The sequence below is a fragment of the Nonomuraea sp. NPDC048916 genome, from assembly GCF_040649575.1.
Lineage (GTDB): Bacteria > Actinomycetota > Actinomycetes > Streptosporangiales > Streptosporangiaceae > Nonomuraea.
Map to the genome: position 1 here is coordinate 193,990 of NZ_JBEZFS010000005.1, position 22,936 is coordinate 216,925.

Annotated in this window: 23 protein-coding genes, 2 tRNA genes and 1 pseudogene; 13 read left to right on the top strand and 13 right to left on the bottom strand. The window is 69.7% G+C overall.

The features are described from left to right. Positions 1-19: 19 nt before the first annotated feature. From AB0C16_RS06725 to AB0C16_RS06760, 8 genes are all read left to right on the top strand, one after another. Positions 20-1,774 (top strand): alpha/beta hydrolase, encoded by a 1,755-nt coding sequence (locus AB0C16_RS06725; RefSeq protein ID WP_357679660.1) that lies wholly within the window; start codon positions 20-22, stop codon positions 1,772-1,774. 5 nt (positions 1,775-1,779) lie between these two features. After that, entirely contained in the window at positions 1,780-2,274 is a 495-nt protein-coding gene (locus AB0C16_RS06730) for a hypothetical protein (protein ID WP_357679662.1), read from the top strand. Between the two features lie 163 nt (positions 2,275-2,437). Then, positions 2,438-2,510, top strand: a tRNA-Met gene (locus AB0C16_RS06735). Positions 2,511-2,514: 4 nt separating this feature from the next. Next, positions 2,515-2,587 (top strand) — tRNA-Arg (locus AB0C16_RS06740). Positions 2,588-2,605: 18 nt separating this feature from the next. Beyond that, positions 2,606-3,040: an RpiB/LacA/LacB family sugar-phosphate isomerase gene (locus tag AB0C16_RS06745; protein WP_357679665.1), complete on the top strand. Its 435-nt coding sequence runs from the start codon at positions 2,606-2,608 to the stop codon at positions 3,038-3,040. Between the two features lie 381 nt (positions 3,041-3,421). Beyond that, on the top strand, positions 3,422-4,585 hold the full coding sequence (locus AB0C16_RS06750; RefSeq protein WP_357679667.1) for an amidohydrolase: 1,164 nt from the start codon (positions 3,422-3,424) through the stop codon (positions 4,583-4,585). A 28-nt stretch (positions 4,586-4,613) separates the two neighbouring features. Then, on the top strand, positions 4,614-7,169 hold the full coding sequence (locus AB0C16_RS06755; protein ID WP_357679670.1) for a Tex family protein: 2,556 nt from the start codon (positions 4,614-4,616) through the stop codon (positions 7,167-7,169). Between the two features lie 180 nt (positions 7,170-7,349). Then, positions 7,350-8,525, top strand: a complete 1,176-nt coding sequence (locus AB0C16_RS06760) for a hypothetical protein (RefSeq protein WP_357679672.1) — start codon at positions 7,350-7,352, stop codon at positions 8,523-8,525. 236 nt (positions 8,526-8,761) lie between these two features. Here AB0C16_RS06760 and AB0C16_RS06765 read toward each other — a convergent pair whose 3' ends face one another. From AB0C16_RS06765 to AB0C16_RS06800, 8 genes and pseudogenes are all read right to left on the bottom strand, one after another. Continuing rightward, a complete protein-coding gene (locus tag AB0C16_RS06765; RefSeq protein ID WP_357679675.1) occupies positions 8,762-9,241 on the bottom strand; it encodes a hypothetical protein in 480 nt (159 codons plus the stop codon). Positions 9,242-9,359: 118 nt separating this feature from the next. Further along, positions 9,360-10,253: a sigma-70 family RNA polymerase sigma factor gene (locus AB0C16_RS06770; RefSeq protein WP_357679677.1), complete on the bottom strand. Its 894-nt coding sequence runs from the start codon at positions 10,251-10,253 to the stop codon at positions 9,360-9,362. Positions 10,254-10,263: 10 nt separating this feature from the next. After that, the gene (locus AB0C16_RS06775) at positions 10,264-10,650 is read right to left on the bottom strand and encodes an STAS domain-containing protein (RefSeq protein ID WP_189123536.1); all 387 of its coding nucleotides are present in this window, start codon (positions 10,648-10,650) and stop codon (positions 10,264-10,266) included. 38 nt (positions 10,651-10,688) lie between these two features. Then, a complete protein-coding gene (locus AB0C16_RS06780; RefSeq protein WP_357679680.1) occupies positions 10,689-11,666 on the bottom strand; it encodes a phosphotriesterase-related protein in 978 nt (325 codons plus the stop codon). A gap of 58 nt (positions 11,667-11,724) precedes the next feature. Continuing rightward, positions 11,725-12,120, bottom strand: coding sequence for a class I tRNA ligase family protein (locus AB0C16_RS06785; RefSeq protein WP_357679683.1), 396 nt, complete (start codon positions 12,118-12,120; stop codon positions 11,725-11,727). A 110-nt stretch (positions 12,121-12,230) separates the two neighbouring features. After that, positions 12,231-12,536: pseudogene (locus tag AB0C16_RS06790) on the bottom strand (class I tRNA ligase family protein); the annotation flags it as partial. Between the two features lie 196 nt (positions 12,537-12,732). Next, the gene (locus AB0C16_RS06795) at positions 12,733-14,208 is read right to left on the bottom strand and encodes an APC family permease (protein WP_357679685.1); all 1,476 of its coding nucleotides are present in this window, start codon (positions 14,206-14,208) and stop codon (positions 12,733-12,735) included. Positions 14,209-14,574: 366 nt separating this feature from the next. Beyond that, positions 14,575-15,033, bottom strand: a complete 459-nt coding sequence (locus tag AB0C16_RS06800) for a universal stress protein (protein WP_357679687.1) — start codon at positions 15,031-15,033, stop codon at positions 14,575-14,577. Between the two features lie 83 nt (positions 15,034-15,116). On the opposite strand from AB0C16_RS06800, the gene AB0C16_RS06805 reads away from it, so the two are divergent. Then, positions 15,117-15,482: a hypothetical protein gene (locus tag AB0C16_RS06805; protein ID WP_357679689.1), complete on the top strand. Its 366-nt coding sequence runs from the start codon at positions 15,117-15,119 to the stop codon at positions 15,480-15,482. On the opposite strand, the gene AB0C16_RS06810 is transcribed toward AB0C16_RS06805, so the two are convergent. Further along, complete coding sequence (locus tag AB0C16_RS06810; RefSeq protein ID WP_357679691.1) at positions 15,443-16,072, bottom strand: DUF998 domain-containing protein; 630 nt, start codon at positions 16,070-16,072, stop codon at positions 15,443-15,445. The two genes, AB0C16_RS06805 and AB0C16_RS06810, sit on opposite strands and share 40 nt — an antisense overlap. A gap of 238 nt (positions 16,073-16,310) precedes the next feature. On the opposite strand from AB0C16_RS06810, the gene AB0C16_RS06815 reads away from it, so the two are divergent. Further along, a complete protein-coding gene (locus AB0C16_RS06815; protein WP_357679693.1) occupies positions 16,311-17,285 on the top strand; it encodes an aldo/keto reductase in 975 nt (324 codons plus the stop codon). Here AB0C16_RS06815 and AB0C16_RS06820 read toward each other — a convergent pair. Further along, positions 17,255-18,208, bottom strand: coding sequence for an anti-sigma factor RsbA family regulatory protein (locus tag AB0C16_RS06820; RefSeq protein ID WP_357679695.1), 954 nt, complete (start codon positions 18,206-18,208; stop codon positions 17,255-17,257). The genes AB0C16_RS06815 and AB0C16_RS06820 overlap by 31 nt on opposite strands. Before the next feature lie 179 nt (positions 18,209-18,387). On the opposite strand from AB0C16_RS06820, the gene AB0C16_RS06825 reads away from it, so the two are divergent. Next, complete coding sequence (locus AB0C16_RS06825; RefSeq protein ID WP_357679697.1) at positions 18,388-18,942, top strand: DUF1707 domain-containing protein; 555 nt, start codon at positions 18,388-18,390, stop codon at positions 18,940-18,942. Here AB0C16_RS06825 and AB0C16_RS06830 read toward each other — a convergent pair. Next, entirely contained in the window at positions 18,912-20,006 is a 1,095-nt protein-coding gene (locus AB0C16_RS06830; RefSeq protein WP_357679699.1) for an aromatic ring-hydroxylating dioxygenase subunit alpha, read from the bottom strand. The two genes, AB0C16_RS06825 and AB0C16_RS06830, sit on opposite strands and share 31 nt — an antisense overlap. Before the next feature lie 261 nt (positions 20,007-20,267). Here AB0C16_RS06830 and AB0C16_RS06835 point away from each other — a divergent pair, with 261 nt between their 5' ends. Both AB0C16_RS06835 and AB0C16_RS06840 read left to right on the top strand, forming a co-directional pair. After that, positions 20,268-20,642: a hypothetical protein gene (locus tag AB0C16_RS06835; RefSeq protein ID WP_357679701.1), complete on the top strand. Its 375-nt coding sequence runs from the start codon at positions 20,268-20,270 to the stop codon at positions 20,640-20,642. Positions 20,643-20,733: 91 nt separating this feature from the next. Beyond that, a complete protein-coding gene (locus tag AB0C16_RS06840; RefSeq protein WP_357679704.1) occupies positions 20,734-22,212 on the top strand; it encodes a DUF2079 domain-containing protein in 1,479 nt (492 codons plus the stop codon). Between the two features lie 13 nt (positions 22,213-22,225). On the opposite strand, the gene AB0C16_RS06845 is transcribed toward AB0C16_RS06840, so the two are convergent. Both AB0C16_RS06845 and AB0C16_RS06850 read right to left on the bottom strand, forming a co-directional pair. Next, positions 22,226-22,693 carry an SRPBCC family protein gene (locus AB0C16_RS06845; RefSeq protein WP_357679707.1) on the bottom strand — a complete coding sequence of 156 codons (468 nt, stop codon included), beginning with the start codon at positions 22,691-22,693 and terminating at the stop codon, positions 22,226-22,228. Next, a complete protein-coding gene (locus tag AB0C16_RS06850; protein ID WP_357679709.1) occupies positions 22,690-22,932 on the bottom strand; it encodes a hypothetical protein in 243 nt (80 codons plus the stop codon). Before AB0C16_RS06850 ends, AB0C16_RS06845 begins: the two co-directional genes overlap by 4 nt. Between the last annotated feature and the right edge of the window lie 4 nt (positions 22,933-22,936).

Below are 22,936 nucleotides of genomic sequence, written 5' to 3' on the forward strand. Positions count from 1 at the left end.
CTGGGACCCTTGTCAGGCCATGTCCGAAGCCAGTGAGGCGTTCCGCCGGGTCGCGCTGCTCGCCGCCGAACATCACGCCGACCTCGACGCCGCGGCCCGCCTCATGACCGCGCACGCCTGGGTCGGAGGTGGCGCGCCACACTTCGCAGGCACCCTCGCCACCCACCGCGGCTCTCTCCAGTCGGCGCTCGTCCTCGCCCTGTCCTCGCTGTCCCAGGCCGTGGCACGGGAGGGCCTCCCGGCACCCGCGATCCCGCACCTCACCACCCAGGTGCACCAGGCGGCGGTCGCACCGGCCACACACGGCCCGTTCCGCGGCATCGACATCCGCGCCATGTCCGACCTGGTCGCCATCCTCGACGCCGCCGCCGACCGCCTCACCACGGCGGGCGAACGCCTCCGAGCCGAACTGGCGGCGCTCACCCTTCCCGCCTCCCCCGCCTGGACCGTCCTACGCGCCGCCGAATGGTCGGCCACCCAGTCCCCCGACCTGCGCCGCCGCCTGGCGAAGATCCAGCGCTCACACCCGTGGATCCCCTCCGGCGTCGCCGCCTACGACCTCTTCGGCACCCACTCCATGCCCTGCGACACGCTCCTGTCCAGGCTGGTCACGGGAGATCAGGAAGCCCTGTCCCGGCTCCTCGCCATCCGCGACGCCGCACTGCCCGCCCGGGTCAACGCCTGGTGGCACGCGCTCGCCCCCGACGCGCGGCTCCGGCTCACGACCCTGCCCGGCTTCGGCTCACTCAACGGCCTGCCCGCCGCCGTACGCGACCAGGCCAACCGCCACCTGCTCGCCACCGAGAAGGCCCGGCTCACCGCCCGGCTGAGCACCGTCTACGGCCCGGCCACATTCGCCTCGATCGCCACCGACCTGCGCGGCCTGACCGCACCCCGCGCGCTGCTGGCCCACGAGGAGGCGGTGCGGCTGCTGGCGAGCATCGCGATGATCGAACACGCCCTCTCGGTGGCCGGCACCTCCGGCCATCCCCCGGCCTACCTGCTCTCCTTCGACCTCACCGGTACCGGCCGGCTCGTGGTCTCGTGGGGCGACCCCGACGCGGCCGACATCACCGTCACGTACGTGCCCGGCCTCAACAGCAGGCTGAGCGGCTTCGCCGGCGACATCGACCGCGCCCGCCTCCTGTGGCAGCAGTCCCAGGCCACGGCCGGCACCCGCACGATCGCCTCGATCGCCTGGCTCGGCTACGACCCGCCCCAGCTCGCCGGCACCTTCACCCCCGGCGCCTCGGTCGCGGGCGACGCCCCGGCCTCTCGCGGCGCGGTCGAACTGGCCGCGTTCGCCGACGGCCTGACCGCGGCACGCACCTCCCCGGGACGGCACGTCGTCCTCGGCCACAGCTACGGCTCCCTCGTCACCGGCAAGACCGCCCAGCTCCGGCCCGGAAAGCTGGCCGACGAGCTCATCTTCGTCGGCAGCCCCGGCGTGGGCGTCGACCACGCCACCGAGCTGGGCCTCCCCGCCGGCCACGTATGGGTCGGCGAAGACCGCAACGACCCGGTCGCCATGCTCGGACGCTTCGGCCGAGACCCCGGCTCCTCATCCTTCGGCGCCCGCCACTTCCCCGTAGGCCGCAGCCTCCTCCAAAACGCCCACTCCTCCTACTGGGATCCCTATTCAGCATCTCTTCGAAATCTCGGCCTCATCACAACTCAGCACTATGACGCCCTACAAAGCCCTGGGCGGCCGATTCAACCACAACTCCTCATGCCAGAGCTGGCGCCAGACCTGAGTAAATCGTTGAAAGGATGAGGGGCATGCGTTTCATTGCAACATTTTTCGCCATGGGTCTCCTCATGGGATGTAGCGATACGGGAGATGCCAGCAGCACTCGTTCTATCACGGAGGCCGAGGCCACCTCTCGGGTGGAGGCTCTTATCCACGGCACAGTGGAAATCCTGAAGACGCATCCAACTCTCCAGTTGGTGCCCTATTCTGCTACGCCAACTCCTTGCGCCTTTTCCAATGAAGGCATTCCAGAGCGCTACACCATTGGGCGCGCTTACTGGCTTCACAAAATGCCGTCAGAAGGGCTGGTCGATACCGCCCAACAGGTCGTCTCCAGTTGGAGGCATGACGGCCACGCCATCACTTCCAGCGGCGGATTCGACGTCGGCAAACCTGGTGTCAGCGCGACAACAGCCGACGGCTACCATCTTTCACTTGCGTGGGCCGAGGGGGATGTGCTTTATCTTGCCGCCACATCCCCCTGCCTGTGGCCGGACGGCAAGGCACCGAACCCGGCCGGATAAAACCCGTTGCCCCACGCGACCCCAGCCCGGCAGGCTGAACGGCACCAACTCCGAAAGGACCACGTCATGACCCAGCGGCGAATGCGACGACGCACCGCCGCACCGGCATGCCTGGAAAGCGCTCGGAGTTGAGCTGAGCGCCCCAGGAGCCCGGCGCGTGTCAGGCGGGTGGGGGCGCTGGGGTGCCCGGCGGTTTCATAAGCCGCTCCAGGCGGGTTCGATTCCCGCACCCGCCACGAGGCCTTCGTGGCGCAGTGGATAGCGTGCCTGCTTGCGGAGCAGGAGGTCGCTGGTTCGATTCCCGCCGGAGGCACGAGAAAAGAGATGCGGCATGCGGATCGCGGTGGCGGCCGACAGCCTGGACGGTGTCGCGCGGCGGGTGGTCGAGAGGCTGCGCGACGGGGGCCACGAAGTGATCACCCATGGGGCGCTCAACGGTGACGAGCGTGACGACTGGGCGTGGGCCTCCGAGGCGGCGGCCCGTGACGTGAGCGAAGGGCGGGCCGATCAGGCGGTCGTGTGCTGCTGGACCGGCACGGGAGCGTCGATCGCGGCGAACAAGGTGCCCGGGGTGCGGGCCGCCCTCTGTGTCGACGCGTACTCGGCCGACGGAGCGCGCAAGTGGAACGACGCCAATGTGCTGGCGCTCAGCCTGCGGCTCACGTCGGAGGTGGTGCTCGACGAGATCCTCGACGCGTGGCTGGCGGGCCGGCCGAGCACGGACGATACCGATCGGGCGAACATCTCCCATCTGGACGAGATCTGACAGGTCCGGGTTTTCCCGTATATGCGGGTCTATGCTCGTCCGGTGGCTGACTTACGGTGTACGCACTGCGGCGAGAACGGCCTTGAAGCCGGCTTCATCATGGACTCGGGCGAGGGTGCCAGGGGCTTCTCGCGGTGGGTCGAGGGCCGACTGGAGCGGGGCATCTTCGGCGGCGCCAAGTTGCTGGGACGGCCGAAGTGGGAGATAACCGCGTACAGGTGCCCGAGCTGCTTCCATCTCGAGCTTTTCGCCGGGAGCCCTTCCTGAGCGGCGACGGACCACAGCCTGTCGTGCCCGCTCCGGCGAGCGGCCGGAAGGCAATCCAGACCCAGCCTCGTGGAGGGTCGGAAATCGTCGGTGGCGCCCTCTAGGGTTCTCGGCATGACCGATGTGCTGCTGCGGGGCGGCCGTCCCTGGGGGCGGGAGACGCCCGCCGACATCCTTGTTCGCGGTGGCCTGATCGACCGCGTCGGCTCCGGCGTCGACATGCCGCACGCGCGCGTCGTCGACATCACCGGCCAGTTGGTCCTGCCCGGTCTGGTCGAGGCGCACTGCCACCTCGACAAGACGCTCTACGGCGGGCCCTGGGTGCCGCATTCCGCCGACGACACCCTGACCGGTCGCATCGGCAACGATCTCGCCCGGCGGGCCGAGCTGGGCGTGCCCAGCGTCGAACGCGTCACCGCGCTGCTGCGGCAGATGAGCGCACACGGCACCACCCAGGTCCGCACCCACACCGACATCGACCCGCTGGTGGGCCTGCGCGGTGTGGAGGCCGTCCGGGAGGCGGCGGCGAGCGTCCCGATCGACGTGCGTCAGGTCGCGTTCCCCCAGCACGGTCTGCTCACCAATCCCGGCACCGCGGAGCTGCTCGAGGAGGCGCTGAAGGGCGGCGTCGAAGCAGTCGGCGGTCTCGATCCCGCGGGCATCGACCGCGACCCCGTCCGCCATCTCGATCTGATCTTCGGCCTGGCCGAGAGATACGGCGCGCACCTCGACATCCATCTGCACGACGGCGGCTCGCTCGGCGGGTGGGAGCTGGAGCTCATCACCGAGCGCACCAAGGTGCTCGGCCTGAGTGGCAGGGTGACGGTCAGCCACGCCTACGCGCTCGGCCAGCTCGACGACGCCTACCTCGACCGGCTGGCGCACGGCTTCGCCGACGCCGGGGTGTCGCTGGCGACAGCCGCCGTCTACAGCTTTCCCGTGCCCCCGCTCAAGAGATTGCGCGCGGCGGGAGTCACGGTCGCCTGCGGCCACGACGGCATCCGTGACCTGTGGGGCCCCTACGGCAGCGGCGACATGCTGGAGCGGGCCATGCATCTCGCCTATCGCAGCACGTTCCGCAGCGACGACGACATCGAGCTGGCGCTGGAGGCCGCCACCTACGGGGGCGCACGTGTCCTCGGGCTGGAGGGCTACGGTCTCGCCCCGGGCGATCGGGCCGATCTCGTCGTCGTGCCGGTGAGCGGACCGGCGGAGGCAGTGGTCGTTCACCCTGCGCGCACACTGGTCATGAAGGACGGCACTGTCCTGCACAATTGACCGGCGGGGACCATCGAAAGGCAGGCAAGTGCTCTCTATTCACCAGCGGATCGCGGAAGAGCTCGGCGTACGCGAGGGGCAGGTGCGCTCGGCGGTCGAGTTGCTCGACGGCGGGGCCACGGTTCCGTTCATCGCCCGCTACCGCAAGGAGGCCACCGACGCCCTCGACGACGCGCAGTTGCGCACGCTCGAGGAACGGCTGCGCTATCTACGCGAGCTGGACGAACGCAGGGCGGCGATCCTGGAGTCGATCGAGTCCCAGGGCAAGCTCGACGACGAGTTGCGCGCGCAGATCATGGCGGCCGAGACCAAGGCCCGCCTCGAGGACATCTACCTGCCCTACAAACCCAAGCGGCGCACCAAGGCGCAGATCGCCCGCGAGCTGGGGCTGGAGCCGCTGGCCGATCAGTTGCTCGCCGATCCTTCGCTCGACCCGGCGACGGTGGCCGAGGGGTTCGTCACCGAGGGCGTGGCCGACGCGGGGGCGGCGCTGGAAGGCGCGAGAGCGATCCTGATCGAGCGGTTCGCCGAAGACGCCGACCTCATCGGCGGCCTCCGCGAGCAGTTGTGGAACCATGGCAGGCTGGTCTCCAAGGTGCGCGAGGGCAAGGAGGAGGCGGGGGCGAAGTTCTCCGACTACTTCGAGTTCAGCGAGCCGTTCACCAAGCTGCCCTCGCACCGGATCCTGGCGATGTTCCGGGGTGAGAAGGAAGAGGTTCTCAGCGTCACGCTGGAGCCCGACGACAGCCCCGAGTACGAGATGCGCATCGCGTCCCGCTTCGGCGTCTTCGATCAGGGCCGCCCCGCCGACCGCTGGCTCAACGAGACCGTTCGCTGGGCCTGGCGCACGCGCATCCTGGTGCACCTCGGCATCGACCTGCGGATGCGGCTGTGGCAGGCGGCCGAGGACGAAGCCGTGCGGGTGTTCGCCACCAACCTGCGCGATCTGCTCCTCGCCGCCCCCGCGGGCACCCGGGCCACCATGGGGCTCGACCCGGGCCTGCGCACCGGCGTGAAGGTGGCCGTGGTCGACGCGACGGGCAAGGTCGTCGAGACGGCCACCATCTACCCGCACGAGCCCAGGCGGCAGTGGGACCAGTCGCTGGCCGTGCTCGGCGCACTGGCGCAGAAGCACGGTGTCGAGCTGATCGCGATCGGCAACGGCACGGCCTCCCGCGAGACCGACAAGCTCGCGGGCGAGCTGGTCAAGAACATGCCGTCGATCACCAAGGTCGTGGTCTCGGAGGCGGGCGCGTCGGTCTACTCCGCCTCGGCCTACGCCTCCCAGGAGCTGCCCGAGCTCGACGTCTCGCTGCGCGGCGCGGTCTCCATCGCGCGCCGCCTGCAGGATCCGCTGGCCGAGCTGGTCAAAATCGACCCCAAGTCGATCGGTGTCGGCCAATACCAGCACGACCTGGCCGAGACCAAGCTGTCTCGCTCGCTCGACGCGGTGGTCGAAGACTGCGTCAACGCCGTCGGTGTCGACGTCAACACCGCGAGCGCGCCGCTGCTCACGCGCGTGTCGGGCATCGGCTCGACGCTGGCGGAGAGCATCGTCCGCCACCGTGACGGCAACGGCCCGTTCCGATCGCGAAAGGCGTTGAAGGAAGTGCCGCGGCTCGGGCCCAAGGCGTTCGAGCAGTGCGCGGGGTTCCTGCGCATCCCTGACGGGGACGACCCGCTCGACGCGTCCAGCGTGCATCCCGAGGCCTACCCGGTGGTCCGCCGCATTCTCGGCTCGGTCAAGGCCGACCTCAAGTCGCTGATCGGCAACACGGCGACGCTGCGCTCCATCAAGCCGCAGGAGTTCACCGACGACACGTTCGGTCTCCCCACGGTCACCGACATCCTGCGCGAGTTGGAGAAGCCCGGCCGTGACCCGCGGCCGGCGTTCAAGACGGCCACCTTCAAGGAGGGCGTCGAGAAGATCTCGGATCTGGAGTCCGGGATGATCCTGGAGGGCGTGGTCACCAACGTGGCGGCGTTCGGCGCGTTCGTGGACATCGGCGTGCACCAGGACGGCCTGGTTCACGTTTCGGCCATGTCCCGAAACTTCGTGAAGGATCCCCGAGAGGTGGCCAAGCCGGGCGACATCGTCCGTGTCAAGGTTCTCAGCGTCGACATCCCCCGCAAGCGCATCTCCCTCACCCTGCGCCTCGACGACGATCTTGCCCAGTCGCCCGACGGCCGCCCTCAGCGAGGAGGCCAGCGCGCCCGCACCGAGAGCGGCAGCGGCCAGGCTGACCAGCGCGGCGCCCGGGGCGACGGCCAGCGCACCCGTGGCGCGGCTGCGCAACGCGTGGAAGGCGACGGGGGCCGGAGCGGACGAGGCGACGGCGCCCAGCCCGCACCGAGCGCGGGCGGTCCGCGCGGGCGCGGCGAAGGTGGCCAGGGCGGGCGAGGCGACAGCGGGCGGCGCGGTCGCGGCGACGGCGCTCAGGGCGGACGAGGTGACGGCGGCCAGCGTGGTCAGGGCGGTCAGAGTGGTCAGGGCGGCGGCCAGCGCCGCCAGGAGCGTCCGGCTCCCGGCGGCGCCATGGCCGAAGCCCTCCGCAAGGCAGGTCTCACCGGCGACGGCAAGTAGTCCCACAGCCTGCTTGGGCCGCTTCCTGATCCGAAGCGAAGCCGTGCCCAAGCAGGCGTACTCAAGCAGGCCGTGCATGCCCGGCGCCGGTCGGCGGACTCGGGCACGCCGGTTGGTCGCTCCGCTTCCAGCGGAACACCGAGGCGGGGGGCGCGTCGTCGGGAGCGATACGGTCGGAGGGTGAGCACAACAGCGTTTACCACGGCGATCACCCAGGCTCGCGACCTGCTCAGGTGGCGCTCGCCGTTGCGCACCGAGCTCTGGGCGGCCCGGCTGGCGGCCGGTCTGGAGCCGGACGAGGCGGCGTTGTTCGTGCGCGAGCTGGTCGACGACGGCACCTCCGAGGCACGGCTCACCCTCGCGGCGCTGGCGGTGGTCGACACGACGCCGCTCACGGAGCCCGACGACGTGGACACCGATGGCGCCTTCGCCGACCCGCACGTCCGGCCCGGCAGGTTCGATGCTCTCGGCCGTCCCGACGTGCTGTCCGAGGCTCCCGAAGACCTGACCGGGTCCGGCGCCTCGGAGACTCCCGGCGAGTCCGGAGACCTCGAGGATGCCGGTCAGGCGAGCACGGAGACCGGGCCGGGGGCTTACACCGTGGTGGGGCGGGCGGCGATGCGGACCCTGCCCTCGTGGGTGGCGCGCATGGGGCGGGTGACCTGTGACGGAGCCTGGTACGGCAGAGCCGACCGATACGGGCAGCAGACCCTCGCCGCCCTGCGGTTCCGCTACGCCGGCGGCAAGGAGCCACATCTCCTGGTGGTGGGCATCGACCAGGTCAACGGTGGCCTGGCGGTCGACGCGGTGGTCGAGGAGGTGAAGTTCCTCGACGATCTGGATCTCCACCCGGCGGATCCCGCCGTGGTGGCGGGGCGCGTCCTGGACGCGTTCGAGCTGACGGGACGGGTCATGGGCGCACTGGTCGCCGACACCCTTCCCGCTGTCCGCCCCCTGGCGCTGGCCCGTGCGCGCGCCGTCCCCCATCCTGTACGGCAGGCGCCCGACGACACGATCGCCGGTTTCCGGGACCTGCCCGAGATGGCGGGAGCACGAGAGGCGTTCGAGAAGCTGGTGGAGTTCGTAGGCGATCGTCCTTTGTGGTGGAGCCCGAGCAGGGCGTCCATGTTCCTCACCTCGTGGCTGCCCCGTGAGGCCATCCTCTCGGATGAGGCGGTCGCCGCCATGCCCGCTGTGGTGCGCGCCTGGACCCGGTTCAACGGCGACCATCCCGAAGTGCTCGCCCAGGTCGACGCCGACACCCCGCGCCTGCCCGCCCTGATGGCCGACGAGTCACTCGCCAGTCTGGCCAAGCGCATCGCCCAGGCCCGGCGACCCTCCGCGCCTGATCGTTAGGCCGCCGGGGGCGGGGTGGCGGGACGAGGTGTTGGATTGGGGCGGCTATGCTGCGCAGTGACGTGTACGCCGCCCCCGCTACGGGCGTGACGAGGGAGATCTGCGCAAATGTACAAGGAGTTCGCCGCCGAAGCCGTGGTCTGGCTGGTGCCGATCGTAGTTCTCATCGGGCTTGCCCTGCTGGTCACGGCCTGACACACCCAGGGGCCGGGCATCGCTCGACCCCTGGCGTCCGATCAGCGGTAATACTCGTAGTGCACGGACGTGTTGACCTTCCGGTCCCAGCGGATCTCGCCGTCGAGCCACCGGTTCCACATGCTCGCCAGCGTGCTGGAGCGGACTGTGCAGCGTGCCCAGCGGTGGCGCTTCGAGCGGATGGTGCCCACGTAGTCGTAACACGACCCGACGTTGCGTTTGTTGACCTTCAGGCGTGCGTTGAGGCTCACCGAATAGAGGGTTTTGCGGGAGATGTTCGTGATGCGGACCTTGATGTGGCACGTGTCCTTGCATCGGCCCCAGTAGATTTTGTAGCGGACCAGGTGCGGAGCGGCCGACTCGATTGCCGTGGTGCTCGATTCAACGGCCGCGATGTTCGTCCGGTAAGTAGTCGTGTCCGTTTCGTGAGTGGATGTCGCGTGGGCAGCGAGCGGAGCCGCGACCACACAGGCGGTCGCGACCGAGGTCAATAAGAGCGTGCCGGCAAGACGGTTGCGCATGTTGCCCCCCAGAGCAACGAGCCGTCGCTTCCCCCGTTGAAAGCGATCCCAGGCTTTCTGATCTACCATCAGAAAGGCCGATAGGTCAACAATTAATACAGCATCCCGACATATCCCGTCATGACGCCCAAGCGAGCATGGGACTCCCCCGTCTCAGCCGTTTTAACGCCTGCTTCTCCAGTTGTCTGATGCGTTCCCTGGTAAGTCCGAGACGTTCGGCGATTTCGCCGTAAGTCCTAGTTTCTAGGCCCGCCAAGCCGTACCGGTGCCTGATGACGAAAGCCTCGCGCGGCGGCAGTGAGGTGACCACCGCGTGCAGTTGCGCGCTCATCGCGCGGCGCTCGGCCAGTTCCTGCACCTGCAGCCCGTCCTCGTCGGCGATCATGTCGCCGATGTTGCCCTCGCCGTGCTCGCCGACCGGGAGGTCCAGGCTGACCGTGTCCAGGGCCAGCCGGCGTAGCCCTCTCACCTCGGCGGCCGTTCGTTCGGCGGCTGCGGCGAGCTCTCCGGTCCGTGGTTCGCGCCCCAGGTCCATCCACAGTTGCCGCTCGATCCTGGCCAGCCGCGCCAGCTCCTCCCCGATGTGCGTGGGCAGCCGAACGGTGCGGCTCTTGTCGTGGATGCCACGCTCGATGGACTGGCGGATCCACCACATCCCGTACGTCGAGAACTTGTAGCCGCGTTTGTAGTCGAACTTCTCCACCGCCCGGATGAGCCCCAGGTTGCCTTCCTGGATGAGGTCGAGCAGCGGCAACCCGCGGTGGGCGTAGCGTCTGGCGGCGGACACCACCAGGCGGAGGTTGGACCTGATCAGCAGGTCCAAGGCGCGCTGCCCCTCGCGGCGGACGTGCAGGAGCTCGGGCGTGGCCTCGCCACGGTCGATCAGGTGGCCTGAGTACAGGCCCGCCTCGATCCGCTTGGCGAGGTCCACTTCGTCCGCGGCGGAGAGCAAAGGGGTTTTGCCGATCTGCTCCAGGTACATGCCGAGCAGATCAGGCTCTTCGGCCGACATGCCACGGCGACTACCCGGTAAACGGCGGCGAATTCCCGGCGTCGTTGAGTTCTGCGATGGCGAGCTCGGCCGTGGTGCGGATGTCGAAGAACTTGTCCAGAGCGGTGATCGCGAACAGGTGCTTGCACCTGCCGTTGAGCCCGGACAGCAGCAGCCGGCCGCCGGACGCGGTCACCGCCTTGTGCAGGTAGACGAGCACGGACAGGCCGGACGAGTCACACACGCTGACGGCCTGCATGTCGATGACGAGGAGCGGAGGCTGGGTCAGGTCCAGCGCTTTGGTGACACGATCACGCACCTCGGCAGCGGATCCGAAGTCGAAGTCCCCCGTCAGCCTTGCGATGACACAGGGCCCCTGGAGCCCCAGACTGATCGACAAGGCCTGCTCCGCAGTCACCCAGCTCCACCTGCCCGCATCGCTGTAATCCCCCCACTTTACGCAAAGTGCTTTCTGGGGTTGAACACCAGCATCTGCTCAATGTGGTCTTCGGTCACACCCGCGTCACGCAGTGCGTCCAAGACATCGTCGTGGATGTGATCGTAGCGCCAGTTAGGCGCCAGCGTGCCGAGGGCCTCGTCCCATGTGCCCCCGAAGTAGTCCATGAAGCAGGCGGCGTCGTGGCTGAGCACCATCCGATCCGCGTATCCGCGCTGGCAGAGGGCCGCGATGGTGGCCACGCGCTGAGCGGTCGGATTGTAGACGTCCAGTCCGAACCGGTCCATGCCGAGCGTGGCGCCGGTGTCGGCCAGCCTCATCAGGTAGTCCAGGTCGTTGCTGTCACCCGCGTGCCCGACGACGACCTTGGCCAGGTCGACGCCCTCCTTCGCGAACAGGTCGAGCGCGATCGGCCCACTCCGCGTGAACGAGTTCGTGTGGACGGTGATCGGCGCCCCCGTGCGCAGGTGCGCCTGGGCGACCGCCCGGCAGATGCGTTCGACGCCGGGCGTCAGCCCCTTCTGCTCGACCACGCACTTGAGGAACGCCGCCTTGACCCCGGTGTCGGCGATGCCGACCGTCAGGTCACGGACGAAGTCGTCGATCATCGGATCGGGCACGTCCATCAACAGACCCGGACCGCGATGCTCGTACTGGTGCGGCAGCTCCTCGAAGCTGTAGATGCCGGTGGCGACGATGATGTGCAGGTCGGGCACTTCGGCGGCGATGCGCTGGACGCGCGGAATGTACCTGCCGAGCCCCCACACCGTCGGGTCCACGATCGTCCGGACCCCCTTGGCCGCCACCGCGTTGAGCTTCCTGATCGCGTCGGCCACCCGGAACTCCTCGTCCCACCAGGCGCCTTTGCCGTAGTTGTCCAGGTGCTCGGTGGCGACGACGAACACATGCTCGTGCATCAGGGTCTGACCGAGTTCATCGATGTCGACCGGGCCGCGGACGGTGTTGACGGTGGGCATGCTCGCCTCCATACCGGCTGGTCTGTTCGCGCTAACGTAGGCCGCGCCCAGACCCCCGTCAACCGCCCAGACGCGGGAAGATCGGCTCGGGCCGCGCCAGCCGGGTTCCGCTCACCCCAGCGGCCACGCGCGCCGCCGCCGTGGGCAGGAAGGGCTCCAGTTGCACGGCCAGCGTCCGGCACGCCCGTACGAGCGTGGCCAGCGATACCTCCCGCTCCTCGGGCGGCTGCCGCCACGGCCGGGAGTGCTCGACGTACCTGTTCGCCTGCTCCACGATCGCCCACACCGCGGCGGCGGCCCGGCGGAAGTCGAAGTCGCCCACCCGCGGCACCTCCCGCAGCAGCCACCACCGCACGGCGTCGACGCCGTAGGCGTGCACGAGCGCCACCGGGTCGACGGTGACCCCCGACGACTTGCTGATCTTGCGACCTCCGGCGGTGAGGTAGTCGTGCACGAAGATCTCGCTCGGCAGCGGCAGCCCGGCCGAGAGAGCAGCATGGCGAGCCGGTAGAGCCCCTCGTAGTGGCGCCGGTAGAGGTCGTGGGCCGTGGCCTTCCAGATCCGCTCGACTCCGGCGCGGTGGTTGGGATGGCGACTTGTCCGGATGAAGGAGTCGAAGGACAGGTCCAATGGCTCGCGGAGGGCTTCGAACGCCGCCGCGTTCCGGTCCACCGGCTCCCGTACGGGCACGCCCTCGGCCTCGGCGGCCAGCACGTTCTTCAGTGAGTTGTCGTCGGTGCCGGTCTGGAAACGGACAGGCTCGCCGCGGCGCCGATGATGGCGGGCCAACACGTCACCCTGCACGATCTCCAGGGCGAACCCCAGGTGCGGGCGGGCGTTGACGTAAGGGATCGTGGTTGTGATGAACATCGGGAACCTCCCAAAAGGGGCCCCGGATACGAAGAGAGCCCCGGACAGCGGGGCCTCAACCAGACGTCGTCGGCGCACCCCTTACGGGGCCGTCATCACCAGCGGCGGCGGCGTCGTCGTCGTCATACGCCAATCGTACGCGCGGGAGGCGGATCCGGCCGCTCCATTTCGCCCATGTACGTGTCTCCCGCGCGAGTCATCTGCGAGAGCGGCGCAGCGCCCAGACGGCGAGACCCACGGCGAACACGGCGATCCCGGCGAACACCGACGCCGGCGGCAGGGTCGCGGCGAGGACCAGGCAGAGGGCGAGGCCGAGCACCGGAACCGCTCTGGGCGGCGCGCCCTCGTCGCGGGAGAGCGTGAGCGCGGCGGCGTTGGCGATGGCGTAGTAGAGGAGCACCCCGAACGACGAGAAGCCGATCGCGCCCCGTAGGTCGGCCACCAGCAGCAGCACGATCACCGCCCCGCCCACGGCCAGCTCGGCCCGGCGCGGCACCTGCCTGACCGGGTCGACGGCGGCGAACACGGCGGGCAGATCACGCTCGCGCGCCATCGCGAGGGTCGTGCGGGAGACGCCGAGGAGCAGGGCCAGCAGCGCCCCCAGCGCCGCCACGGCCGCGCCCGCGCCGACGACCGGCCTGAGCCATCCGAAGCCGGACGCCGTGACCACGTCGGCGAGCGGAGCGCCGGACGCGGCGAGCCCCGTGGAGCCGAGCGCGTGCAGGCCGGCGACGGCGACTGCCGCGTAGACCACGAGCGTGATCCCGAGCGCGATGCCGATCGCGCGCGGGATCGTCCTGGCCGGATCGCGGACCTCCTCACCGAGCGTCGCGATCCTGGCATACCCGGCGAACGCGAAGAACAGCAGGCCCGCACCCTGAAGAACCCCCCACAGGTCGGCGCGCCCCTCCTGGGCACCCGAGACCATGGCGCCCGGGACGAGGGTGGTGTCCGAGACCAGGGCGCCCGAGACCTCAGGGCCCGAGACCTGAGGGCTTGGGACGAGGGCGCCCGAGACCTGGGTGTCCGAGACGAGGAGAGGTCTTGTGGCGTCGGCCGCGGAGATCTCCGCGAGGTCGGCGGTCGCCTGCCCGGCGGGGGCCGGAGTGGAGCTGGCCGCCAGGGGCTCCGGGCCGCCCAGGAGCCCCACCACCACGACCAGGGCCAGCACGGCCAGCACGAAGGCCACCGTGACCCGGGCCATCATGGCCGAGCGGTGCACGCCGTAGAGGTTGAGCACGGTCACCGCCACGACGGCGGAGATGGCGAGCGGCCGGGCCAGCGCGGGGGCCACGTAGGCGCCGAAGGTGAGGGCCATCGCGGCGCAGGAGGCCGTCTTGCCCACCGTGAAGCCCCAGCCCGCCAGGTAGCCCCAGAGCGGGCCGAGACGCCGCCTGCCGTACACGTAGGTGCCGCCGGACTCCGGGTAGAGCGCGGCGAGACGGGCGGAGGAGGTCGCGTTGCAGTAGGCCACGACGGCGGCCAGGGCGAGGGCGGCGAGCAGCCAGGGCCCCGCTGCCGCCGCCGCGGGAGCGAACGCGGCGAAGACCCCGGCGCCGATCATCGCGCTCAGTCCCACCACGACCGCGTCCGCCGTGCCCAGCCTCCTCGCCAGACCTTCGCCCACCACGCCCCTTCCGCCAGTAGCCACTTTGGACCACGCCACCGACATTCACGGCCACCCGGCACGGACGGCCATCCGGCGTTCACCCACCTGGCATCCAGACCATCCGGCGTTCACCCACCTGGCATTCAGGCCATCCGGGGTTCACGCCCGCCTGACACTCACGCCCACCCGGCGCCCACGACACTCTAGGCCGCACGCCCGCCAGACACTCAGACCACCCACTGCCCACGCCCACCCGACACGCACACCAACCCGAGGCCCACCACACCCTGGCCGCACGCCCGCCAGACACTCAGACCACCCACTGCCCACGCCCACCCGACACGCACACCAACCCGAGGCCCACCACACCCTGGCCGCACGCCCGCTCAGCGGTGATCACGCCGTAGGCCGCGGGCTGGCCTATGGGCCTCAGGAACCGGTCTGCGGGGCGGGGACGACGAGTACGGGACGGCCCGCGTGGTGGAGCACCCTGTCCGACGTGCTGCCGAGCAGCAGCGACCGGACGCCGCCGAGCCCGCGGGTGCCGGTCACGATCAGCGTGGCGTCGATCTGCCCGGCGACGTCCACGATCGTCGACCACACGGCGACGGAGTCGATCTCGACCCGAGGGGTGGCGTCCAGACCGGCCTGTCTGGCGAGGGTCGCTCCCTCTTCCGCCAGCTCGGTCATGGCCCGCGCGACCGCCTCGTCCTCGATCGCGGAGTTGTCGACGGTCATCAGCAGCCCCGCGGACGAGCGGGCCGCGGTCAGCGCCAGCCGCTCCCACACGGTGAGCACGACGGCGGGCTGCCCCTTCAGGATCGTGCCCGCGAAGGCGATCGCCGCCTTGGCGTCGTCGGAGCCGTCGTATGCGATCAGAACACTCATGCCTGCTACTCCCTGGTCAGCTATTTCCCCTTTCCTACCTGCGCTGATCGGTTTCACTCCTTTCGCGGGGGTATCCGACGGTCATGACCGCAACCCAGTTCAAGGATCTGCCCTTGGCCGACCACGAGTACGAGTGGGACGCCGCCGAGGCGGACAAGCGGGTGCGCGCGTGGGCCGGCGCGGAGGAGCAACCCAACGCGAAGTACCGCGAGGCCCACCTCTGGTACGACAGCGACGACCCCGGGCTCTTCGGCTCCTACAAGCTGCCGATCGCCGACGTCGTCGACGGTGAGCTGAAGGTGGTCCCGCGCGCCGTCTTCTCCGCGGCGGCGATCATGGACGGCGCGAGGGGCGGTGTCGACCTCCCGGAGAGCGACGTCGCCGGGGTCAAGGAACACCTGGCCCGCTACTACGCCAAGATGGGCGAGACGGCGCCCTGGGACCGCTGAACCGACGGCCTGAGCGACGACAGTCCGGCCAGTGCCAGCACACCCAGCTCGCTGATCACGACGAGCCGCTGGGTCAGCCCGGCGGGGATGTCGTCGTTGGTCAGCGGAATCCCGAGCATCCGCACCACGTACGGGACCACGACGAGCAGCAGTGCGCCGAGCGCGATCGCGCTCAGGATCCGCACGGCCCTGGCGTAACGGGTCCGGCCGCGGGCCAGCAGCATCCCCGCGGCGGGCATCACCAGGAAGGCGGCGAAGGCGGCGTAGCGATGGATGCCTCCTGACATCGACAGCGGCACGCCCGGCCGGTCCGTGGGAAAGGCGCCGATCAGGAACATGCTCACCGACCACGCCACCAGCAGCATGACCACCCAGTGGCCGGCGCCGGCCCTGCGCAGCGCTTCCGCGGTCAGCACCCCGCCGATCGCGAACAGCGTCAGCGAGGTGGGCAGCAGCCAGCCGGCGGAGTGGAAGGCGTACTCGCTGATCACGGTGCGCATCGGGTCGAGCCCGGTCCGCGCGTGCAGGATGAGCATGGCGCCGGTGCCGGCGCCGGTGGCGGTGAGTCCGGTTGCGAGCAGTGCCTTCATGCTTCAAAGCTCGTGGAACGCGGCCTTCCGGAGTATCGGAGATCGGCCCGAACGTGCCCTGAACGATCCCTTAATACCTTGGTCGTAACACCCCGGTGGCGGCCGGGCTGACCTGGGCGAACACGACCCTGGGTAGGGCTCGCCCCCTCAGGGTGGCTGCGGCCGGCGCCACCTGATTTGACGTGGAGCGCACTCCAGGGGCAACCCTGGAAGGACGACGACCCGGAGGGGAACTGGCATGCACAAGCGCACGCTCGGCAACGGCGGCCCGCAGGTTTCGGCACTCGGCCTCGGTTGCATGGGGATGTCCGAGTTCTACGGCCAGGGGGACGAGAAGGAGTCGATCGAGGTCATCCACCGCGCCCTCGACCTCGGCGTGAACTTCCTCGACACGGCCGACATGTACGGCGTCGGGCACAACGAGCGGCTGGTCGGGCGGGCCATCGAGGGCCGGCGCGACGAGGTCGTGCTGGCCACCAAGTTCGCCATCAGGCGTGAGGGCGGCACCCGCACGATCGACAACAGTCCCGAATACATCAGGGCCGCCTGCGACGCCTCACTCCAGCGCCTCGGCGTCGACCACATCGACCTCTACTACATGCACCGGCGCGACCCCAAGGTGCCGGTCGAGGAGTCGGTCGGCGCGATGGCGGAGCTCGTACGGCAGGGCAAGGTCCGGCACCTCGGGCTGTCGGAGGTGAGCGCGGAGACGCTGCGCGGGGCGTCGGCCGTCCACCCGATCGCCGCGCTGCAGAGCGAGTACTCCCTGTTCGCCAGGGAGTTGGAGGAGGGGATCCTGCCCGCGGCCCGCGAGCTCGGCATCGCGCTGGTGGCCTACTCGCCGATCGGCCGCGGCCTGCTGACGGGTACGGTCCCGCCCGCGGACCAGTTGCCCGACGACGACTTCCGCAGGTTCCAGCCGCGCAACATCGGCGAGAACGCCGAGCACAACGCGGCGCTGGCGGCCGAGGTGCGGAAGATCGCCGAATCGATGGGGATCACCGCCGCGCAACTGGCCCTGGCCTGGCTGCTCGCCCAGGGCGATGACATCGTGCCGATTCCCGGCACCAAGCGGCTGAGGTATCTGGAGGAGAACGTCGCCGCGGCCTCGGTCGAGCTGACCCCGGAGGTGGTGGCCGAGCTGGATCGGGTCGTGCCGGTCGGGGCGGTGCGCGGCGCTCGCTACCCGGACATGACGGGTATCGAGTCGTAGACCGGCAGGTCGAAGTAGGTGCGGATCGTGGTGCCGCCCGCGCGGGTGTGCACCCGGACCAGGTCGCTGAGCAGGTTGACGATCAGCAGCCCGCGCGAGCCGGCGATGCGCGCGTCGACGGGCTCGCGCCCGGCCAGCGGGTCGGTGATATGACCGGTGTCGCTGACCTCGCAGACCAGCCGGCCCCCCTCGACCCAGATCCTGATCAGGCCGCTGCCGCCGCCGTGGTCGAGGCTGTTGGCGCCGAGCTCCGCGATCACCAGGCGGATGTCGTCGAGCCTGTCGCCGGCGAATCCCAGCTCGGCGGCCCGCTCGGCGGCCAGCCCGCGCGCCCTGGTCAGGTTGGTGCGGCCGAAGCGGAGCGAGACGAACTCGCCGGGCTCGGCGAAGGGCTGGTTGTGGCGGTCGACGACCCGCTCGGGCGCGTAGTCGTCGCTGTGCCGCTCGGGGCCGCCGCCGTCGCGGAGCACCGGATGGGTCAGCGCCGCGTCGTGGAGGATCTCGGAGTCGAGCCGCTCGGCGTCGTAGGGGCAGAGGATCGTGACACGCCGCCCGGAGAACGCGTAGTTGATCAGCGCTTCGTGCTGGACGCAGGCGGGGTATTCGGTCGTCGTGCGGCCGGGCCAGATGGGCTCGCCGACGATCCGGACGTGGTCGCCGGGATGGCGGTCGGCGAAGTCACGCAGCACGGCGGGGATGATGCGGCCGGGATTGCGGCCGGCCTCGGACATGTCCAGCAGCTGGACGCTGGTGGCTTCGCCGCCCAGCTCGGCCTCGATCAGCTTGAGGTTGGACGCGGGCACCGCCACGGCCACCGGCTCACGTGACTCCAGCCCTTCGCGGATGAAGGCGGCGACGGCGGTCACGTATTGCCGAGCGCCCCTGTAGAAGAGGGCCGGGTGCGCGAAAGGATCTGCCGACATCAGTCTCCACCGTACCCTCCCATGAGGACTTCACGGCAATTCGTTGGGTATCTGTCCGCTGTGACCAGAGTCCAGATCGTCCGCCGCCCGCAGCCGGTCCGACGTCCGCTTCCGCTCGATTTGCGGACTCCTTCCGGACGGCGCCTCCCGTTCTGATCCCCGCGAACTATGCTCAGGACATGTCGGAATTGGAAATGCGCGTCTCCGACGAGGATCGGGAACGCACCGCGCAGCAGTTGCAACGCGCATTCACCGAGGGACGTCTCAACCAGCTGGAGCTGGAGGACAGGCTCGAGGTGGCACTCACCGCGAAGACCTACGGCGACCTGCTCGGGCTCATCGCCGACCTTCCCCCCGAACTACCCGCCGTGGACGACGTGGTCCTCCTGGAGTCGAAGAGCGGCCACATCAAGCGGTCCGGCGACTGGGCGGTGCCGCGGCGGCTGAGAGCCGTCTCCAAGTACGGCAGCGTCGAGATCGACTTCTCCCAGGCCACCATCCCGTATCCGGTCGTCGAGCTGGAGCTGGAGCTGAAGTACGGGTCCGCCACGATCGTGCTGCCCGAGGGAGGGGCCGTCAACGTGGACGGCTTCCAGAACACCTGGGGCAGCACGACCACCACGAACGTGCCGGGCAGACCACGCCCGGGAGGCGTCCACGTCGTGGTGAGCGGGGAGAGCAAGTACGGCCAGCTGGTGGTCCGCTATCCCCGCAGGCGCTGGTTCACCCATTGATGGAAGAGCGAGATGTGGTGCTCGCTCGGCACCAGCACGCCACCCCGGCGGTAGGCGCGTGAGGACATGCCGGGCTGCGTGCGCTCGCAGGCGTCGAAGTCCTGCAGGTTGACCCGGTGGAACAACTCCACCGACAGGGACAGGTCGGCGCCAGCGGCCACCACGTCGGGGTGGTAGAGCCAGTCGCACTCCACCACCGTACGGTCCACGGCCAGCGGGAACATCCGGTGCAGGATCACGTGGTCGGGCACCAGGTTGACGAACACCTGCGGCTTGACGGTGATCGCGTAGTAGCGCCGGTCCTGCTCGGGCGACACGTCGGGCAGCTTGCCGAACCCGGGGCTGCCGTCCACGGTGAAGCCCTCGGCCTTGGGGGCGAACTCCGCGCCGTGGCCCACGTAATACTGCGCGGCGAAGCCCCCGGCGAACTCCGGCAGCACGGCCGTCAGCTCCGGGTGGATGGTGGCGCAGTGGTAGCACTCCATGAAGTTCTCGACGATGAGCTTCCAGTTGGCTTTCACGTCGTAGACGACGCGGCGGCCGAGGGCGAGCCGGTCGGCGTGGTAGTGGTCGATCGCGGCCGGGTCTCCCAGGCGTTCGGTGGCCGCGTGGGTCACCGTCTCCTCGAACGACGGCGGCTCGTCGGCCAGGCAGACCCACGCGTATCCGAGCCATTCGCGTAGATGAACCGAGATCAGCCCGTACTCGACCCGGTCGATGTCGGGCATCTTCACCAGATTGGGCGCGGCGGCGAGTCTCCCGTCGAGGTCGTAGGACCAGGCGTGGTAGGCGCACCTGATGGTCCGCTTCACCTCACCGGACTCCTCCGTGCAGAGGCGGGCGCCGCGGTGCCTGCAGACGTTGAGGAAGGCCCGCAGCGCGTCGTCGCGCCCACGGACCACGATCACGTTCTCCCGGCCGACCTGGACGGTCTTGAAAGCGCCGGGTTTGCGGAGGTCGTCGGACCTGACCGCGCAGAACCACAGGGACTCGAAGATTTTCGCCTGTTCCTCCAGGAACACCGCGGGATCAGTGTAGGAGGATCCGGACAACGTGGGGATCAAGCTCGACGTGATGGCCAATCGACACCTCTTGTTGCGTAATACGCACCGAGTTGCCCTACATGCGCCATGGTCCGGTCGGGCTCCCGAGACTGTCAAGAGGCAGCCGCCCGCCCCGCGCACGACTTCACGTATCGACCCCACGCACGCCTTCACGCACGCCTTCGCGCACGGCTGATGAGGAACTTGTTAGTTTCGTGCAAGCGACCCTCAAGAGCACGTCCATAATGTCCCTTCATCTCCATCCCAACGAAGGGCATGACCATGACACCCCCTCGTCGTCGGATCGCCATGGCGATCGCGACGCTTACCCTCGCCGGCCTCACCACCGCGTGTGGAGCCATCGGCACCGCGGTCGACTGCAACGCGGTCGCCCAGGAGATCACCAAGATCTCCAACGAGTTCAGCGCCTCACTGGGCAACGCCGCCACGGACCCCGACGCGCTGAAGAACGCCGCCACGGTCGCCTCCGACAAGGCCAAGGCGCTCGCGGCCAAGTACGACGGAGAGCTCGGCGCCTCGCTCAACGAGTTCGCGGGCGTGTTCGACAGCTTCAAGAGCAACGACGTCAACGAGATGACGGCCGCCACGACCAAGCTCTCCAGCTTCCAGACGAAGATCACGAGCGCCTGCTCCTGATCGGATCTCAGGCCGTCGCGTCGTACGCGGGAGACATCGCGACGCGGCGGCCGTGCACGTGCCAGGGCAAATCGGTCTACTCTTGCTGCCCGTGACGGGCGACATGCTGGTGGCCGAGACGGGGGCCGCCACCGCTACCAGCGCGCGCTGGAAGATCGCGGTGGGCGGCCACCGGCTCCGTGTCGGACTGATCGCGCTGATCGCCGCCGCGGCCTACGCCGTGATCGGCCTGGTGAAGCTGGCCACCTTCCGAGCCTCCACCTTCGACCTGGTCATCGTCGACCAGGCGGTGCGCAACTACTCCCGGTTCCGCCCGCCGTACGTGCCGGTGGTCGGGGGCTTTCACGACCGGGGGCTCGACTACGTCCAGCTGGCCGACCACTTCTCACCGATCTACGCGCTGCTCGCGCCGTTCTACTGGATCCACGACGGCCCGGCGTCGCTGGTCGTCGCGCAGGCGCTGCTGTTCGCCGCGGCCATACCGTTCATCTGGCTGTTCACCCGGCGGGTGCTGGGGACGGTCCCGGCCTACCTGGTCTCCGTGGCCTACGCGCTGTCGTGGCCGGTCGCGCAGGCGATCGCGTTCGACGTGCACGAGGTGATGTTCGTGCCCGTGCTCACCGCGATCATGATCGAGCGCTACCACGCGGACCGCCCACTGCCCGCCTTCCTGGCGATGTTCGGGCTCCTCCTGGTCAAGGAGGACATGGGGCTGATGGTGATCGGCTTCGGGCTCTACCTCCTGCTCGTCGGCGACAGGTTCCGCGGGCTGTGCTGCGCCGCGATGGGCGTCGGCGGGGTGCTGATCACCCGGGGCGCGCTCATCCCCATGCTGGGCGGCGACACCGACGACTTCTGGGCCTACGGCCACCTGGGCCCCGACCTGCCCGGCGCGGTCCTGGCGCTGCTGGCCGACCCCCTTGGCTCGCTGTTGCTGCCGTTCGGCGACGAGGCCAAGGTCGACACGTTGTTCCTGCTGGTGTGGCCCACGTTGCTGCTCTGCCTGCTGTCGCCGCTGTCGGTGGTCGCGCTGCCGCACGTGCTGGAACGGATGCTCTCCGACCGCGCCCTGTGGTGGCAGGCGGACTTCCAGTACAACGCGTTCACGGTGGTGATCCTGCTCCTAGCGGGCGTGGACGGCCTGGCCAGGCTGCTGCGCCGGATCAGGCGGCCTGACGTCCGCTCGCCGGCACTGGTCTGGTCGGTGGCCGTCTGCGTGGTCGCGCTGACGCTCGTGCCGAGGTTCGCGCTGGACCAGCTCTACCACCCGGACTTCTACAAGGGCGACGAGGCCAAGAGCGCCGCCGCCCGCGAGGCCGTGGCCCAGGTGCCGTCCGGTGTCACCGTGGAGGCGGCCAACTCGGTCGGGCCGGCGCTGACCTCGCGGACCACGGTCCTGCTGTGGACCGGCGAGTCTCGCGGCGCCCCCTGGGTGGTGGCCGACACGGCGCGCTGGGAGTTCCCGTTCGGCTCGGCCGAGGACCAGGCGGCCCAGGTCGACCGGCTGGTGAGCGAGGGCTACGCGAAGGTCTTCGAACGCGACGGCTACGTGGTGCTGCGGCGCCGGTGACCGCGCCGTTCCGCTACGGCCGCCCGGCGGGGTCGGAGGAACGCGGCCCGAATCGGGCGGCGATCGCCTCCTGCCACGACGCCAGGAACTCGGGGTAGCCGGCCGCGAAGTCACGCAGCTCCCGCGCGCCCTGTGGGGAGAGCGCGGTGAGCTCGTAGGTGACCTGTACGGCGCTGCCGCCCGCGGCGTCGGAGGTCACGACGACGGTGACGGTCCCGGCCCGGGAGCCCGGGGTCACCCGCGCGTAGGAGATGCGCCGCCCCGGCCGGCGGTCGAGCACCACCCAGGTGGTGCGCTCGCCGTGGACGTCGACCTCGAAGACCGTGCCCGGCTCGGCGTCGTCGTCGGCGGGCATCGGGAAGCGCGGCCGCCAGCCCTTCACCCACTGCTCCTCGCCGCGCGGCGTGAACAGCCGGAACGCCGCCTCGGGGGGCAGCGCCACCGCGATCTGCCCGGTGAGCGAATATTGCGCCCCGCTCACCTGTCCACCAGCCGGTGCGCGTCGGCGATGGTCAGCGTCATCCCGTAGACGACCTTGAGCTGCTCGATCTTGCCGAGCGTCTCCGGCGAGAACGGCGCCCGCCCCTCGAAGGCGTGCAGCGTGATGCCCTCGACCAGATCGCCGAGCGACATGTCGAGGTATTCGGCCAGCCCCTTGAGCACCTTGAGCAGGTTTCTCTCCAGCCGCAGCCCGGTCTGCGTGCGCTCCGTTGTTACCATGGTA

What these genes read in the sequence shown, in the direction of transcription:
- AB0C16_RS06725 (WP_357679660.1), top strand. Translation starts at nt 20, where the DNA reads ATGTCCGAAGCCAGTGAGGCGTTCCGCCGGGTCGCGCTGCTCGCCGCC.
- AB0C16_RS06730 (WP_357679662.1), top strand. Translation starts at nt 1,780, where the DNA reads ATGCGTTTCATTGCAACATTTTTCGCCATGGGTCTCCTCATGGGATGT.
- AB0C16_RS06745 (WP_357679665.1), top strand. Translation starts at nt 2,606, where the DNA reads ATGCGGATCGCGGTGGCGGCCGACAGCCTGGACGGTGTCGCGCGGCGG.
- AB0C16_RS06750 (WP_357679667.1), top strand. Translation starts at nt 3,422, where the DNA reads ATGACCGATGTGCTGCTGCGGGGCGGCCGTCCCTGGGGGCGGGAGACG.
- AB0C16_RS06765 (WP_357679675.1), bottom strand. Translation starts at nt 9,241, where the DNA reads ATGCGCAACCGTCTTGCCGGCACGCTCTTATTGACCTCGGTCGCGACC.
- AB0C16_RS06770 (WP_357679677.1), bottom strand. Translation starts at nt 10,253, where the DNA reads ATGTCGGCCGAAGAGCCTGATCTGCTCGGCATGTACCTGGAGCAGATC.
- AB0C16_RS06780 (WP_357679680.1), bottom strand. Translation starts at nt 11,666, where the DNA reads ATGCCCACCGTCAACACCGTCCGCGGCCCGGTCGACATCGATGAACTC.
- AB0C16_RS06795 (WP_357679685.1), bottom strand. Translation starts at nt 14,208, where the DNA reads ATGTCGGTGGCGTGGTCCAAAGTGGCTACTGGCGGAAGGGGCGTGGTG.
- AB0C16_RS06800 (WP_357679687.1), bottom strand. Translation starts at nt 15,033, where the DNA reads ATGAGTGTTCTGATCGCATACGACGGCTCCGACGACGCCAAGGCGGCG.
- AB0C16_RS06805 (WP_357679689.1), top strand. Translation starts at nt 15,117, where the DNA reads ATGACCGCAACCCAGTTCAAGGATCTGCCCTTGGCCGACCACGAGTAC.
- AB0C16_RS06810 (WP_357679691.1), bottom strand. Translation starts at nt 16,072, where the DNA reads ATGAAGGCACTGCTCGCAACCGGACTCACCGCCACCGGCGCCGGCACC.
- AB0C16_RS06815 (WP_357679693.1), top strand. Translation starts at nt 16,311, where the DNA reads ATGCACAAGCGCACGCTCGGCAACGGCGGCCCGCAGGTTTCGGCACTC.
- AB0C16_RS06820 (WP_357679695.1), bottom strand. Translation starts at nt 18,208, where the DNA reads ATGTCGGCAGATCCTTTCGCGCACCCGGCCCTCTTCTACAGGGGCGCT.
- AB0C16_RS06825 (WP_357679697.1), top strand. Translation starts at nt 18,388, where the DNA reads ATGTCGGAATTGGAAATGCGCGTCTCCGACGAGGATCGGGAACGCACC.
- AB0C16_RS06835 (WP_357679701.1), top strand. Translation starts at nt 20,268, where the DNA reads ATGACACCCCCTCGTCGTCGGATCGCCATGGCGATCGCGACGCTTACC.
- AB0C16_RS06850 (WP_357679709.1), bottom strand. Translation starts at nt 22,932, where the DNA reads ATGGTAACAACGGAGCGCACGCAGACCGGGCTGCGGCTGGAGAGAAAC.